This window comes from Pseudomonas argentinensis, from assembly GCF_001839655.2.
GTDB classification, from domain to species: domain Bacteria; phylum Pseudomonadota; class Gammaproteobacteria; order Pseudomonadales; family Pseudomonadaceae; genus Aquipseudomonas; species Aquipseudomonas argentinensis_B.
The window spans coordinates 2,922,488-2,936,014 of record NZ_CP056087.1 but is presented as its reverse complement, the minus strand read 5'-3'; the positions used below and the strand labels follow the sequence as shown (position 1 = coordinate 2,936,014).

The 13,527-nt window shown below is 63.6% G+C and carries 15 protein-coding genes; 8 read left to right on the top strand and 7 right to left on the bottom strand.

Annotated elements, in window-relative coordinates; all coding sequences use genetic code 11:
• Positions 1-137 precede the first annotated feature (137 nt).
• From SA190iCDA_RS13000 to SA190iCDA_RS12975, 6 genes are all read left to right on the top strand, one after another.
• On the top strand, positions 138-1,601 hold the full coding sequence (locus SA190iCDA_RS13000; protein ID WP_070887789.1) for an amidase: 1,464 nt from the start codon (positions 138-140) through the stop codon (positions 1,599-1,601).
• Positions 1,602-1,610: 9 nt separating this feature from the next.
• A complete protein-coding gene (locus SA190iCDA_RS12995; protein WP_070887790.1) occupies positions 1,611-2,738 on the top strand; it encodes a fatty acid desaturase family protein in 1,128 nt (375 codons plus the stop codon).
• 217 nt (positions 2,739-2,955) lie between these two features.
• Positions 2,956-3,486, top strand: coding sequence for an ATP-dependent zinc protease (locus SA190iCDA_RS12990; protein WP_070887791.1), 531 nt, complete (start codon positions 2,956-2,958; stop codon positions 3,484-3,486).
• Positions 3,487-3,491: 5 nt separating this feature from the next.
• Positions 3,492-5,018, top strand: a complete 1,527-nt coding sequence (locus tag SA190iCDA_RS12985; protein WP_070887792.1) for an inactive transglutaminase family protein — start codon at positions 3,492-3,494, stop codon at positions 5,016-5,018.
• A 4-nt stretch (positions 5,019-5,022) separates the two neighbouring features.
• A complete protein-coding gene (locus SA190iCDA_RS12980; protein WP_070887793.1) occupies positions 5,023-6,009 on the top strand; it encodes an alpha-L-glutamate ligase-like protein in 987 nt (328 codons plus the stop codon).
• Positions 6,010-6,137: 128 nt separating this feature from the next.
• Positions 6,138-6,758, top strand: coding sequence for a phosphoadenosine phosphosulfate reductase family protein (locus tag SA190iCDA_RS12975; RefSeq protein ID WP_070887794.1), 621 nt, complete (start codon positions 6,138-6,140; stop codon positions 6,756-6,758).
• 56 nt (positions 6,759-6,814) lie between these two features.
• Here SA190iCDA_RS12975 and cysB read toward each other — a convergent pair whose 3' ends face one another.
• The 3 genes from cysB to SA190iCDA_RS12960 all read right to left on the bottom strand — a co-directional run bounded on the left by cysB (position 6,815) and on the right by SA190iCDA_RS12960 (position 8,902).
• Positions 6,815-7,789, bottom strand: coding sequence for an HTH-type transcriptional regulator CysB (gene cysB, locus SA190iCDA_RS12970; protein ID WP_070887795.1), 975 nt, complete (start codon positions 7,787-7,789; stop codon positions 6,815-6,817).
• 106 nt (positions 7,790-7,895) lie between these two features.
• Positions 7,896-8,393, bottom strand: a complete 498-nt coding sequence (locus tag SA190iCDA_RS12965) for a universal stress protein (protein ID WP_070887796.1) — start codon at positions 8,391-8,393, stop codon at positions 7,896-7,898.
• 122 nt (positions 8,394-8,515) lie between these two features.
• Complete coding sequence (locus SA190iCDA_RS12960) at positions 8,516-8,902, bottom strand: thioredoxin family protein (protein WP_070887797.1); 387 nt, start codon at positions 8,900-8,902, stop codon at positions 8,516-8,518.
• A 523-nt stretch (positions 8,903-9,425) separates the two neighbouring features.
• Between SA190iCDA_RS12960 and SA190iCDA_RS12955 the strand changes: the two genes are divergently transcribed.
• Positions 9,426-10,514, top strand: a complete 1,089-nt coding sequence (locus SA190iCDA_RS12955; protein WP_070887798.1) for a 3-deoxy-7-phosphoheptulonate synthase — start codon at positions 9,426-9,428, stop codon at positions 10,512-10,514.
• Positions 10,515-10,573: 59 nt separating this feature from the next.
• Here the strand turns inward: SA190iCDA_RS12955 and SA190iCDA_RS12950 are convergent, their stop codons facing one another.
• Entirely contained in the window at positions 10,574-10,855 is a 282-nt protein-coding gene (locus SA190iCDA_RS12950) for a GNAT family N-acetyltransferase (RefSeq protein WP_070887799.1), read from the bottom strand.
• A gap of 354 nt (positions 10,856-11,209) precedes the next feature.
• Here SA190iCDA_RS12950 and oprI point away from each other — a divergent pair, with 354 nt between their 5' ends.
• The gene (gene oprI, locus SA190iCDA_RS12945) at positions 11,210-11,461 is read left to right on the top strand and encodes an outer membrane lipoprotei OprI (RefSeq protein ID WP_013791646.1); all 252 of its coding nucleotides are present in this window, start codon (positions 11,210-11,212) and stop codon (positions 11,459-11,461) included.
• 99 nt (positions 11,462-11,560) lie between these two features.
• Here oprI and SA190iCDA_RS12940 read toward each other — a convergent pair whose 3' ends face one another.
• The 3 genes from SA190iCDA_RS12940 to SA190iCDA_RS12930 are packed head-to-tail and all read right to left on the bottom strand — an operon-like array spanning position 11,561 to position 13,518.
• A complete protein-coding gene (locus SA190iCDA_RS12940) occupies positions 11,561-12,514 on the bottom strand; it encodes a L,D-transpeptidase family protein (RefSeq protein WP_070887800.1) in 954 nt (317 codons plus the stop codon).
• Positions 12,515-12,572: 58 nt separating this feature from the next.
• Positions 12,573-12,854 carry a hypothetical protein gene (locus SA190iCDA_RS12935; RefSeq protein ID WP_070887801.1) on the bottom strand — a complete coding sequence of 94 codons (282 nt, stop codon included), beginning with the start codon at positions 12,852-12,854 and terminating at the stop codon, positions 12,573-12,575.
• Positions 12,855-12,912: 58 nt separating this feature from the next.
• A complete protein-coding gene (locus SA190iCDA_RS12930) occupies positions 12,913-13,518 on the bottom strand; it encodes an arylesterase (RefSeq protein ID WP_070887802.1) in 606 nt (201 codons plus the stop codon).
• Positions 13,519-13,527 lie beyond the last annotated feature (9 nt).

Here is a 13,527-nt window from a genome sequence, read left to right as displayed (position 1 = left end):
CGCCACAGCCCTCCCCGGCTGTCACGGCGGATCGCCGATGCCTCTGGATTCAATGATAGTTGCGCCCTTGTCGTGCCCGGATCGCGCCCATGCGTCGATCCTCTGCAGACCGGTGACGGCGTACGGAGGGAAGCCCAGTGTCTTTCAGCGAATACCCGCAATACGACGCCATCGGCCTGGCCGAGCTGATCTGCAACAGGCAGGTCGGCGCCCACGAGGTGCTCGAGGCGGCGATACGCCGCATCGAAACCTGCAACCCCGCCGTCAACGCGGTGGTCCACAAGGCCTACGACCTGGCACGCCAGTCGCTCGACACACCCGTCGCCGCCCAGGGCCCCCTGCACGGCGTCCCTTTCCTGCTCAAGGACATCCTCGGCGACTGCCGTGGCATGCCGTCGCGGCTGTCTTCGCGCCTGCTGCACGATCGCCTGATGACCCAGGACTGCGAGCTGGTGGCGCGCTTTCGCCGTGCCGGCCTGGTGTTCGTCGGCAAGACCAATACCCCGGAGTTCGGCATCCTGCCGACCACCGAGAGCGACTACTACGGTGCGGCACGCAACCCCTGGAACCTCGCCTATTCCACCGGCGGCTCAAGTGGTGGCGCAGCAGCTGCGGTGGCCGCGCGCATGGTACCGGCCGCCCATGGCAACGATGGCGGCGGCTCGATTCGCATCCCGGCGTCGTGTTGCGGCCTGGTGGGGCTCAAGCCCACCCGGGCACGCAACTCCATGGCCCCGGACTTCGGTGAACTGCTCAGCGGGCTGCTCGACGAACACGTGCTGACCCGCAGCGTGCGTGACAGCGCTGCGCTGCTCGATGCCACGCACGGCGCGGTACCCGGCGACCCCTACCGGGCGCCGCCGGTGAGCGGTGCCTTTCTCGACGAAACCCGGCGGCAGCCCGGGCGGCTGCGCATCGCCTTTTCCCCCGTCGACCTTTATGGCCGCCCCCTGCACGCCGACTGCGTCGAGGCCGTGGAACGCACTGCAGCGCTGCTCGAGGCCCTGGGCCATGAGGTCGAGCAGGCGCAGCCGGAGATCGACGCTGCGACGTTCGATCAGGCCTTCGCCACGCTGTGGTTTTCCGGGATCGCTTTCGCGGTGGAGCTGATGGCCATGCAACTGGGGCGGCGCCCGCAGCCCCACGAGCTCGAAGGCCTGACCCAGGCCGTGCATCAGCGAGGGCTGGCCGTCAGCGCGGTGGAATACCAGTTGGCCGAGCTGGTGGCGCAACAGGTCGGCCGGCAGATGGCCCAGTTTCACCTGCGCTACGACTGCTGGCTGACCCCGACCCTGGCCACGCCACCATTGCGCAATGGCTGCATAGACATCCACGAACAGGATCTGGAGAAAGCCTACGCGCCGATCGTCGACTACAGCCCCTTCACTGCCCTGCAGAACGCCTCTGGCCAACCGGCTATTTCCTTGCCGCTGCACTGGAACGCCGCGGGCCTGCCGATCGGCCTGATGTTCAGCGCGGCCGCTGGCGAAGAAGCCCTGCTGTTCCGGTTGGCGGCGCAGCTGGAGCAAGCCCGCCCATGGCAACACCGCGAGCCGCTGCCGGACAACACGGCGGCCACCAGCGAAGCGGCCCTGGCCTGAGGACCTGACATGAGCAAAGCAACCGAGCAAGCGCCAGCGAGCTGTCCAGCGCCCTGGCCCACCGATGCCATGGACGCCGAGCAATTGCGCCAGTACGCCAAGGACATCCTGGGCCAGACCCAGCCCTTCACTCAGGAGAACCGCTTCACCAGCTGGCGGCATTTCTTCACCACCCTGGCGGTGATCGCCTCGTTCAGCGCAGGCGCCGTGGCCGCGCTGCCGTGGCCGTTGCGCCTGCTGTCGGGTGTGCTGCTGGGCCTGGCCGTGGTCCGCCTGTTCGTGCTGTACCACGACTACATGCACGGCGCCTTCCTGCGCGGCTCGCGATTCGCCGCGCTGTTCTTCAAGGCTTTCGGCCTGCTGCTCATGGCACCGCCCGGCCTGTGGCGCCAGTCACACGACTACCACCACGGCCACAGCTGCCAGTACGTGGGCGCGGAAAACGGCCGTTGGCCATTGTTGTCGACCCACACCGACCTGGGTACCTTCCCGTTGCTGTCCACCGATGAATATCAGCGGGCCGACAGCTGGAAACGCCTGCGCTACCGGATCGCCCGCCATCCCCTGATGATCCTGCTGGGTTCGCAGACCATCTTCGTGTTCAGCATCTGCGTGGTGTCGCTGCTCACCCAGCCGCGCCATCGCCCCTGGGCTCTGCTGGCCCTGGGCCTGAATATCGGCAGCGTGGCCTTTCTGGCGATCAACGCAGCGGACATCCTGCTGTTCGCGCTGCTGGTGCCGCATCTGGTCGGCTCGGCGCTGGGTGTGTACATGTTCTATTGCCAGCACAATTTTCCCGGCGCTCGCTACCTGACGCCAGAGCAATGGAACTACACCGCCACTGCCGTACATTCCTCGAGCTACATGCGCACCGGGCCGCTGATGGCCTGGTTCACCGCCAATATCGGCTACCATCACGTGCACCACGCCAATTCGAGCATCCCGTTCTATCGCCTGCCAGAAGCCATGGCGGCGATTCCCGCCCTGCAGTCACCCATCGTCACATCCCTGCATCCGCGGGACATCTGGCGCTGCCTGAACCTCAAACTATGGGACGCCGAGCGCCAGCGTCTGGTGTCCTTCGCCGAGTTCGAGGCGCTGAAGAACGACCCGGCACGCCAGCAGGCAATGGCCTGAGGCGCAGGCATCGCCCTGCAGGGCGGGTATCTGTCGGGTACCGCCCTGCCACCCGATACCTATTGCCCCCCGCACCACGCCATACAAGCGACTGTCGGCGCCTTTGCAGGCCATGCTAGACTTCGCCTCATTTCGCCCCCAGGCCGCTGCAGCAGCGGCCTGGGGGCCGTCTTCAATGGCGCATGGATCGTCCATCGCTTCATCTATTCAAGGACCCATGAGACTTCATTTCCTAACGACTCTGCCCTGCCTGCTGGCGCTGTCTTGCCACGCTATCGCCGCGGACAAAACCATCTATGGGCTCAACGAATACGTCAGCCTCGACATCGACGTGGAAGTGGCCGCCAAGCTCGACACCGGCGCCCAGACCGCCTCGCTCAGCGCCCGCGACATCGAGCGCTTCAAGCGCGACGGCGAGCGCTGGGTGCGTTTCTACCTGGCCATCGACGATGCCCACGCGCACCCCATCGAGCGCCCTCTTGCCCGCATCAGCAAGATCAAGCGCCGCGCCGGTGATGTCGACGAGGATGACGAGAAGAGCTACACCGCGCGCCCGGTCATCGAACTGGACCTGTGCATGGGTAACGTCAAACGCCAGATCGAAGTGAACCTTACCGATCGCAGCGCCTTCCAATACCCGCTCTTGATCGGCTCCGACGCGCTCAAGCGCTTCGATGCCCTGGTCGACCCCAGCCTAAAATACGCAGCAGGGAAACCTGACTGTTCCAAAGCAAAATCCGGCGAGTAATCCCCATGCGCTCTCTTACCCTGCATCTGAAAATCCTGATCACCATTCTGGTGAGCCTGGGCGTTCTGATTACGGCCTATCAGATTTTCATCCTCGGCATCCCGGTCAGCAGTGACGAAACCGACGACCTCTGGAACATCGACACCCGGGTCGAATTCCAGGCCAATGGCCGTGACCCGATCAAGCTGCAGATGTTCGTACCGCCGCTGAACCAGGACTACGTCAGCCTCAACGAGAGCTTCATCTCCAACAACTACGGGGTGAGCGTCAACCGGGCCGATGGCAACCGCAAGGTGACCTGGTCGGCGCGCCGCGCCAGCGGCAAGCAGACCCTCTACTACCGCCTGGTGCTGACCAAGCGCTACAGCGGCGAGCAGGCCAAGGCCAAAGGCCCGATCTTCCGTGACAGCATCCCGGTGGAAGGCCCCGAGAAGATCGCCGCCGAGGCGCTGCTGGCGCCGATCCGCCAGCACTCGGCCGACGTCGAGACCTTCATCAGCGAGACCATCAAGCGCGTCAACAACACCAACGACGACAACGCCAAGCTGCTGCTCGGCGGTGATGCCTCGACCACCAAGAAGGCCCAGGCCGTCGAATTGCTGCTGTCCATCGCCCACGTGCCGATGGAGCGCGTGCACACCATCCGCCTGGCTGCCGACATCCAGCAGAGCCCGGAGCTGTGGCTGCGCAGCTTCAACGGCGACCGCTGGCTGTACTTCAACCCGGAAACCGGCGAGCAGGGCCTGCCGGCCGATCGCCTGGTCTGGTGGACCGGTGACGAGCCGCTGATCACCCTCGATGGCGGTCGTCAGGCCACCACCACCTTCACCCTCAACAACAGCGAGATGAATGCCATTCGCCTCGCCCAGCTGACCGACGAGAACACCGACGCCGACTTCCTCGAGTACTCGCTGTACGGCCTGCCGCTGCAGACCCAGCAGACCTTCATGATCATGGTGATGATCCCCATCGGCGTGCTGGTGATCCTGATCCTGCGCAATCTCGGCGGCCTGCAGACCCTGGGTACCTTCACCCCGGTGCTGATCGCCCTGGCCTTCCGGGAAACCCAACTGGGCTTCGGTATCTTCCTGTTCACGGTGATCACCGCCCTGGGCCTGTCGCTGCGTTCCTACCTGGAGCACCTCAAGCTGCAGATGCTGCCAAGGCTGTCGGTGGTGCTGACCTTCGTGGTGGTGCTGATCGCCGCCATCAGCCTGTTCAGCCACAAGCTGGGCCTGGAACGCGGCCTGTCGGTCGCCCTGTTCCCGATGGTGATTCTGACCATGACCATCGAGCGCCTGTCGATCACCTGGGAAGAGCGTGGCGGTGGCCATGCCTTCAAGGTCGCCATCGGCACCCTGGTCGCCGCCACCCTGGCGCACCTGCTGATGAGCGTGCCGGAGCTGGTGTACTTCGTGTTCACCTTCCCGGCGGTGCTGCTGGTGCTGGTGGGCTTCATGCTGGCCATGGGTCGCTACCGCGGCTACCGCCTGACCGAACTGTTCCGCTTCAAAGCCTTCCTGAAGGATTGAGCCAATGCTAGGTCTCTGGAAAACCTGGAAGGCCCTTGAAGCCAAGGGCATCATGGGCATCAACCGCCGCAACGCGGACTACGTGCTCAAGTACAACAAGCGCCACCTGTACCCGATCGTCGATGACAAGATCATCACCAAGCAGCGCGCCATCGAAGCCGGCATTCACGTGCCGGAAATGTACGGGGTGATCTCCACCGAGAAGGAGATCGACAACCTCGACAAGATCATCGGTGAGCGCAGCGATTTCGTCGTCAAGCCGGCCCAGGGCGCCGGCGGCGACGGCATCCTGGTGATCGCCGACCGCTTCGAGGATCGCTTCAAGACGGTGTCCGGCAAGATCGTCAGCCACTCGGAAATCGAGCAGCAGATCTCCAGCATCCTCTCGGGCCTGTACTCCCTGGGTGGCCACCGCGACCGTGCGCTGATCGAGTACCGGGTTACCCCGGACAGCATCTTCAAGAGCATCAGCTACGAAGGCGTACCGGACATCCGCATCATCGTGCTGATGGGCTACCCGGTGATGGCCATGCTGCGCCTGCCGACCCGCCAGTCCGGCGGCAAGGCCAACCTGCATCAGGGCGCCATCGGCGTTGGTGTGGACCTGGCCACCGGCGTGACCCTGCGCGGTACCTGGCTGAACAACAAGATCACCAAGCACCCCGATACCACCAACGCGGTGGATGGCGTGCAGCTGCCCAACTGGGATGGCTTCATGAAGCTTGCGGCCGGCTGCTACGAGCTGTGCGGCCTGGGCTATATCGGTGTCGACATGGTGCTCGACCAGGACAAGGGCCCGCTGATTCTCGAGCTCAACGCCCGCCCCGGCCTGAACATCCAGATCGCCAACGATTGCGGCCTGACCCATCGCGCCCACGCCGTGGAAGCGCGCCTGGCAGAACTGGCCGCCAAGGGCATCCAGGAAAACGCCGAGCAGCGCACGCGCTTCTCCCAGGAACTGTTCGGCCATATTCCGCCCGTGGAAATCTGATCAAGCCGCCTGCTACCGGCTACCCCGGTAGCAGGCTCGCTCAGCCTTGATCACCCTGCCGCGCTGCCACGGCTGCCGCGCAGATTTGCTACCATCGCCCCTCTCACCCACACGCCTCGGAGCCCGCAATGGATCTCGACCTGGACAGACTCAACGCCGAATTCGCCAACCAGCCGCAAAAGCTGATCGAGTGGGCGATCGGCCTGGGCAAACCCGCCATCTGCACCACCAACTTCCGCCCGTTCGAAGCGGTGATCCTGCACATGGTCAGCCAGGTCAAGGCCGATATCCCGGTCGTGTGGATGGACAGCGGTTACAACACCGAGGCCACCTACCGGTTTGCCGATGAAGTCACCCAGCAGCTGGGCCTCAACCTGATCACCTACCTGCCCAAGCGCAGCCGTGCCCACCGCGAGGCCATCGACGGCCCGACGCCTGGGCTGGACGACCCGCGCCATGCCGCGTTCACCGAAGAAGTGAAGCTCGAGCCCTTCGCCCGCGCCCTGCGCGAAACCGCGCCAGGGGTGTGGTTCACCGCCCTGCGCGCCACCGACACGGCGGTACGTGCGCAGATGCAGCCGGTGAGCATCAACCCGGACGGCCTGATCAAGGTCGCCCCGCTGCTGCACTGGTCCTCCAAGGATCTCTACGGGTACCTGACCGCCCACGGCCTGCCGAACAACTTCGACTATTTCGACCCCACCAAGGGTGAAGACAACCGCGAGTGTGGCCTGCACCTGAGCCACTGATCTCGAGACGAAAAAATGGCGCCCTAGAGCGCCATTTTTCGGTTCTGCATTGCTGATCAGTGCAGCGGCAGCTTGACGTCCTTGAACAGCTCTTCGAGTTCGACCTTGTTGTGGCACTGCACGGCCTTGGCCAGCACGTCACGGGTCAGGTGCGGGGCGAAGGTCTCGATGAAATCGCACATGAAGCCGCGCAGGAAGGTGCCGCGACGGAAACCGATGCGCGTCACGCTGGACTCGAACAGCTCGCTGGCATCGAGCACCACCAGATCCGGATCCAGGGTCGGATCGACCGCCATGCCAGCCACGATGCCGACACCCAGGCCAAGGCGCACGTAGGTCTTGATCACGTCGGCATCGACGGCGGTGAACACCACCCTGGGCGTCAGCCCACGGTGACTGAAGGCTTCATCGAGCTTGGAACGGCCGGTGAAGCCAAAGGTGTAGGTGACGATCTCGTGCTCGGCCAGCGCTTCGAGGGTCAGCTTCGGCAATTTGCTCAGCGGATGCCCCTGGGGCACGATCACGCAGCGGTTCCAGCGATAGCACGGCATCATCACCAGGTCGTTGTAGAGTTCCAGGCCTTCGGTAGCGATGGCGAAGTCCACGGTACCGTCGGCAGCCATTTCGGCGATCTGCGTCGGCGTGCCCTGGTGCATGTGCAGGGCGACTTCCGGGTACTGCTTGATGAAGCTGCTGATCACTGGCGGCAGCGCATAGCGCGCCTGGGTGTGGGTGGTGGCGATGGACAGCGTGCCCTTCTTCTCGTTGGAGAATTCCTGGGCGATCTGCTTGATGCTCTCGACCTTGCGCAGGATCTCCCCGGCGGTGGTGATGATCCGCTCGCCCGCCGGGGTCACGCGGGTCAGGTGCTTGCCGCTGCGGGCGAAGACTTCGACACCGAGCTCGTCTTCGAGCAGGCGGATCTGTTTGCTGATCCCCGGCTGCGAGGTGTACAGGCTCTGCGCCGTGGCGGAAACGTTGAGGTCATGGTGCGCAACTTCCCAGATGTAGCGCAGTTGCTGAAGCTTCATATAAATCCCTCAAAGCGGATAGGCCGCCGCCTGATCATCGATCCGCTATATAACCATATTAATGGTAAAGGCGGTATATATAGATTTTTTATCTGGGTTGCGCCGTTCACTCATGGCGGGATCGATGTTGCAACATGGGCACCAGATAAACCGGCACATCGCACAACTGCAGCAGTCTGGCAGCCGTGCGGCCCATGGGCACCTCGAGCGCCGCGCCGTGGCTATGACTGCCTACGACCAGCAGATCCACGGCGAGTTTCTGGGCGTGTTCGAGAACGGAAATCGGCGGATCACCACGCAGAACGCTGACCGAGCCGATCAGCTCTAGGTCCTCGGGATTGTCGCCCAGCTCGTCACGGAACCCCTCGAGCACACGCAGCTCGATATTGCTCATGACGGTCTCCAGGCCCGTGCTGCGCAGCTCCTTCAGACGGTCCTCGTCGACGTAGGTCTGCAGAACGGATTCGGCGAACAGGCCCATGGGTTCCACCACGTGCACGACGTGCAGGCGCGCCTTGAAACTGCGGGCCATTGCCAGCGCGTGCTGCAACACATAAGGCGCATACAAACCAAGATCGGTGGCGTAGAGAATCGAACGGATCATGCGGCCTCCTCGACTGCCGGCACGGCGGGGCCTGGCTTGAGCTTAGCAGCGTCGTGAAAAAGCCACTGTAAAAGGCTAACCCATGCCCAGCCCGAGCGCTGTAGCTGCCAGGGTGCACCGCCTCAGGGCAGGTCTTCGGGCGCTCTGGCAAGGGCCTCGGCCACCGCTTCCCGCAGCTCGGCTGCCGACAGCCTGGTGTGCAGCGCACCGAAGAACGCGCCATCGCGCACCACGAAAAGCGCCGGCAGCTGAAAGACCTCATAGCGCTGCACCAGGCCGAAGTTCTCCTGTGCGTCGATCCACACCAGACGCGCGATGGGCAACGCCATCCCTGGAAGCCGCTGGCGCGCGTAGCGGCAGCTCGCGCAACCCTGACTGGTGAAGATCACCAATGATGCGCCGGGAAGATCGAGCAACCGCCGATCGGCATCAAAATCGGTCAATTCCAATTGCGTGGCTATACGCGGCAGGACACTATCATTCTGATGGCAACCGGGGTGCTCGTTCATGCGTCGCTTTCTTCGTCATGGCAGCGATCTGCCTGTGGAGTTGAGGCTACGCCGCCAGCCGCCCAGCGCCAACCAACGCTGGCCAACCTCAGCCCTGGCGCCGCCTGCCAGTCCAGTCACCCCTGGTCCGGGGCACGCCGGTCACGCTGCACATTGCGGTACTGGGTGCTAGCCTACCCTGGTCAGGTCGCCTGGTGCACGAGGCAATCGGCGCATTATCTGCTAGGCGTCGCCTTCAGCGAGCAGGCGTCCGAGCGGCGCGCGCAGGGTCGAAGAAATCTACAACCTGCAACGCTACCGCAGGCATCGCGAATAGCAGGCTGGCCAGGTGCTGCCCTGGAGCCCATTGCTCAGCAATGGCGCGAGCAGCGGCTGGCCATCTTTCACCCGTCCAGGCCCTAAATGCCATTGTCTCGACGGGCGCTAACGCGCTAAGGTTCAGCTTCCCCGCTGTGCCCATACTGCTGTGCCCGCTGCACGGGGATCGCTGGCGGCCGGCTCCCGTGACCCGATGACCCACCCGATGAAAAGCACGACAGCTGAATTACCGATCAACGACCTCAACGTCGCTTCCAACGAAACCCTGATCACCCCGGAACAGATCAAGCTCGAGATTCCACTGACCGAACGTGCGCAACGCACCGTATCGGCCGGCCGGCAGGTGGTGCGTGACATCCTCGACGGCAAGGACCACCGCCTATTCGTGGTGGTTGGCCCCTGCTCCATCCACGACATCAAAGCCGCCCACGAATATGCCGAGCGCCTGAAGGTGCTCGCCGAGGAAGTCTCCGACACCCTGTACCTGGTCATGCGCGTGTACTTCGAGAAGCCGCGCACCACCGTCGGCTGGAAAGGCCTGATCAACGATCCCTACCTCGACGACTCCTTCAAGATCCAGGACGGCCTGCATATCGGCCGCAAGCTCCTGCTCGACCTCGCGGAAATGGGCCTGCCCACTGCCACCGAAGCGCTGGATCCGATTTCCCCGCAGTACCTGCAGGACCTGATCAGCTGGTCGGCGATCGGCGCGCGCACCACCGAGTCGCAGACCCACCGGGAAATGGCCTCGGGCCTGTCCTCGGCGGTCGGCTTCAAGAACGGCACCGATGGCGGCCTCACGGTGGCCATCAACGCCCTGCAGTCGGTCTCCAGCCCGCACCGTTTCCTGGGTATCAACCAGCAAGGCGGCGTATCCATCGTCACCACCAAGGGCAACGCCTACGGCCACGTGGTGCTGCGTGGCGGCAATGGCAAGCCGAACTACGACTCGGTCAGCGTGGCGATTTGCGAGCAGGAACTCAAGAAGGCATCGATCAAGCCGAACATCATGGTCGACTGCAGCCACGCCAACTCCAACAAGGACCCGGCGCTGCAACCCCTGGTGATGGACAACGTCGCCAACCAGATCCTCGAAGGCAACCAGTCGATCGTCGGCCTGATGGTCGAGAGCCACCTGGGCTGGGGCAACCAGTCGATTCCCAAGGACCTGCAACAGCTCAAGTACGGCGTTTCGATCACCGACGCCTGCATCGATTGGGAAAGCACCGAAAAGACCCTGCGCAGCATGCACGGCAAACTCAGGGACGTACTGCCCAAGCGCCAGCGCGGCTGAGACCGCCGCCATGAAAAACGCCGAGCATCTGCTCGGCGTTTTTCATGGCGGCGTCTGTTTCAGTCCTGCTCGGCAGCGCCTTCGGTACGCGCCATGTAGCGCTCCACATAGGAGCAGGACGCGATCACCGTGTAGCCCATGCTGTCGGCGTAATCCAGCGCCGTCTTGGTCAGGGCCGCGGCGATGCCACGACCGCGCAGCGAGTTGGGCACGAAGGTGCGATAGATATCCAGGGTCTGCTTGCCCAGATCCATGTAGGAAAGATAAGCGCGATCCCCATCCACTGTGGTCTCGAACTGGTGACCGGCAAGGTCATGATGAATGGACAGTGGCTCGCTCATTACTACTCCTCTCGATTGGGCCAGGCACGACATCCCCGGCAGGGCCTGCGTACATCCGGTAACAATAGGCTATAAAGCCACTGTAGAACGTAAAGGGCAAGGCAAAATCCGTTCACCTAGAAATTGCCGACCCAGAGAAATCCGAGGTGGGAAAATCCTCGCGCTCAGCTGCGTACATAGCCGCCATCCGTACAGGTAGTCGGCGCTAGCATATTCATTTCAGAGAAAAAATTCGGAACCCTTGCCCCTCGTCCGTTTACTTACTAAAAGTTACAGGTAGTATGTACGCCGGCCATTTTCCGGGTTCGGGAAAGGGCTTCAATAAAGCAAAAAACTGACCCTAAGGGGAACACGATGAACAACGTTCTGAAATTCTCTGCTCTGGCTCTGGCCGCAGTTCTGGCTACCGGTTGCAGCAGCGTCACCAAAGAAACCGAAGCTCGCCTGACTGCAACCGAAGACGCAGCAGCCCGCGCTCAAGCTCGTGCCGACGAAGCCTACCGCAAGGCTGACGAAGCACTGGCTGCCGCTCAGAAGGCTCAGCAAACTGCTGACGAGGCCAACGAGCGCGCTCTGCGTATGCTGGAAAAAGCCAGCCGCAAGTAATCGCCCCCGGGCAATGAAAAAGCCGGCTCTCGAGCCGGCTTTTTCATGTCTGCATGAATGCTGCACGGGGCGCTCCCGAGAGCGCCACGCCCGCCGCCGTCAGAACGCGGGCGATTGCGCCTGGATTACCGCGTCGCGCGGCGAGGCGATCTCCACCGGCAGGCCGTCATGGGCCGCCACCACCTCGCGCACCACGTCCCAGTCCAGGGTATCGGCGCTGAGGTCATTACGGCGGATCAGGGCATTGACCACCTCGGTGTGGTGATCGACCGCCGGGGCATCCTCCTCGCCCAGCGGCGTGTGCGCTTCCAGGTAGACCTTGCCGCCGCTCACGCCGAACTTGTACGGCTCGTTGACGATACGCACCGGCGTGCCGACCGGCACCATGCCGGCCAGCTCCAGCACGTTGTTGTTGAGCATGCGGAAGCAGCCATGGCTCACGCGCATGCCGATGCCGAATTTCTTGTTCGAGCCGTGAATCAGGTAGCCCGGCACCGACAGCGTCATCTTGTAGGGCCCCAGTGGATTGTCCGGGCCTGGCGGTACGTAACTCGGCAGCGGGTCGCCGTCGGCCGCGTGCTCATCGCGAATCGACTGCGGTGGGTACCAACCCGGGTTCGGCGTCTTGGCGGTGATGCGCGCCTGGGTTACCGGCGAACTCCAGCCCTCGCGACCGATGCCCAGCGGATAGGTATGGACCACGTTCTGGCCCTTCGGGAAGTAGTACAGCCGGTATTCGGCGAGGTTGATCACGATGCCTTCGCGCGGCCCGGGCGGCAGGATGAAGCGGGTCGGCAGCACGATATCGGTGCCCTCGCCCGGCAGCCAGGCATCCACACCCGGATTGGCGGCGACCATTTCCAGATAGCCCAGGTCGTTCGCCGTACCGATGTCGGCGAAAGTATCCTCGTAGCGCGCCTTGATGACCTGGATCTCGCCGACGATGTCCTCGCCGGGCGGTGGCAACGGCAATTCCAGTGCGGCAGCGGAACCTGCCAGACAGACAGCACCCAACGACAGACAGCGGGCAAGAGCTGAAACGCGCGGCGACATGCAGAAAACCTTCGAGGTGGTGATGATGGTGGGAGTTGATTGTATACCGTGGCGCCCCTCAGCGCCCCGGCCACGCGGGCCGCTCACCACGACGCTGGGCCTCCAGCGTCGCCAGGCAGGCGCGGCACAGGCGGCGGTCCTGCAACATCGGCCGTTCCAGGTCGCGCCACAGCGGCTGCGCGGGCAGCAGACCACCGCACAGGGTGCGATCGGCGTGACCACCAAGCTCCAGCTGACGAGCGACCAGGTGCACCTTCACCTCGCGGCAGGCGAACAGATCCAGCTGCTCGTCCGGCTCGATCAGTTGGTAGGCATACAGAGACCAGACGGGTCGCAACATGGGGGGCTCCAGAACGGGGGCGCCACATTAGCCGAAACACCGTCAGCGGAAAAGCCCGTTACAGCAATGGTTTCAAGCTCGGCCAGACATTCTCGAGCAGCCGCGGCTGGGCGGCCACGGCAGGATGCACGCCGTCATCCTGCATCAGGCTGGCGATACCGCCCACGCCCTCGAGCAGAAAGGGCACCAGCGGCACATTCTTGTCGGCGGCCACATCGTCGAACACCCTGGCGAACGCAGTGGTGTAACGCTCGCCGTAATTGGGCGGGATGCGCATGCCCAACAACAGCACCTTGGCACCGGCGCCACGGGAAGCATCGATCATCGATGCAAGATTCTGTTGCAATTGGCCTGGTGGCAAACCACGCAGGCCATCGTTGCCACCGAGCTCGACGATCACCAGTTGCGGCTGGTGCTCGGCCAGCAGCGCCGGCAGCCGCGCCGCCCCGCCAGCGCTGGTGTCGCCGCTGATCGAGGCGTTCACCACCTGGTGCTCGAACCCCTCGTTGCGCATGCGCTCATCGAGCAAATGAACCCAGCCCTGCCGGGTATCCATGCCAAAAGCGGCGCTGATACTATCGCCAACGACCAGCACGGTCCCCGCCTGCGCCATCTGCCCTATCAGCAGCAGGCCCAGAATGGCCCCCTTCACTATTGCACGCATCGGATTCCT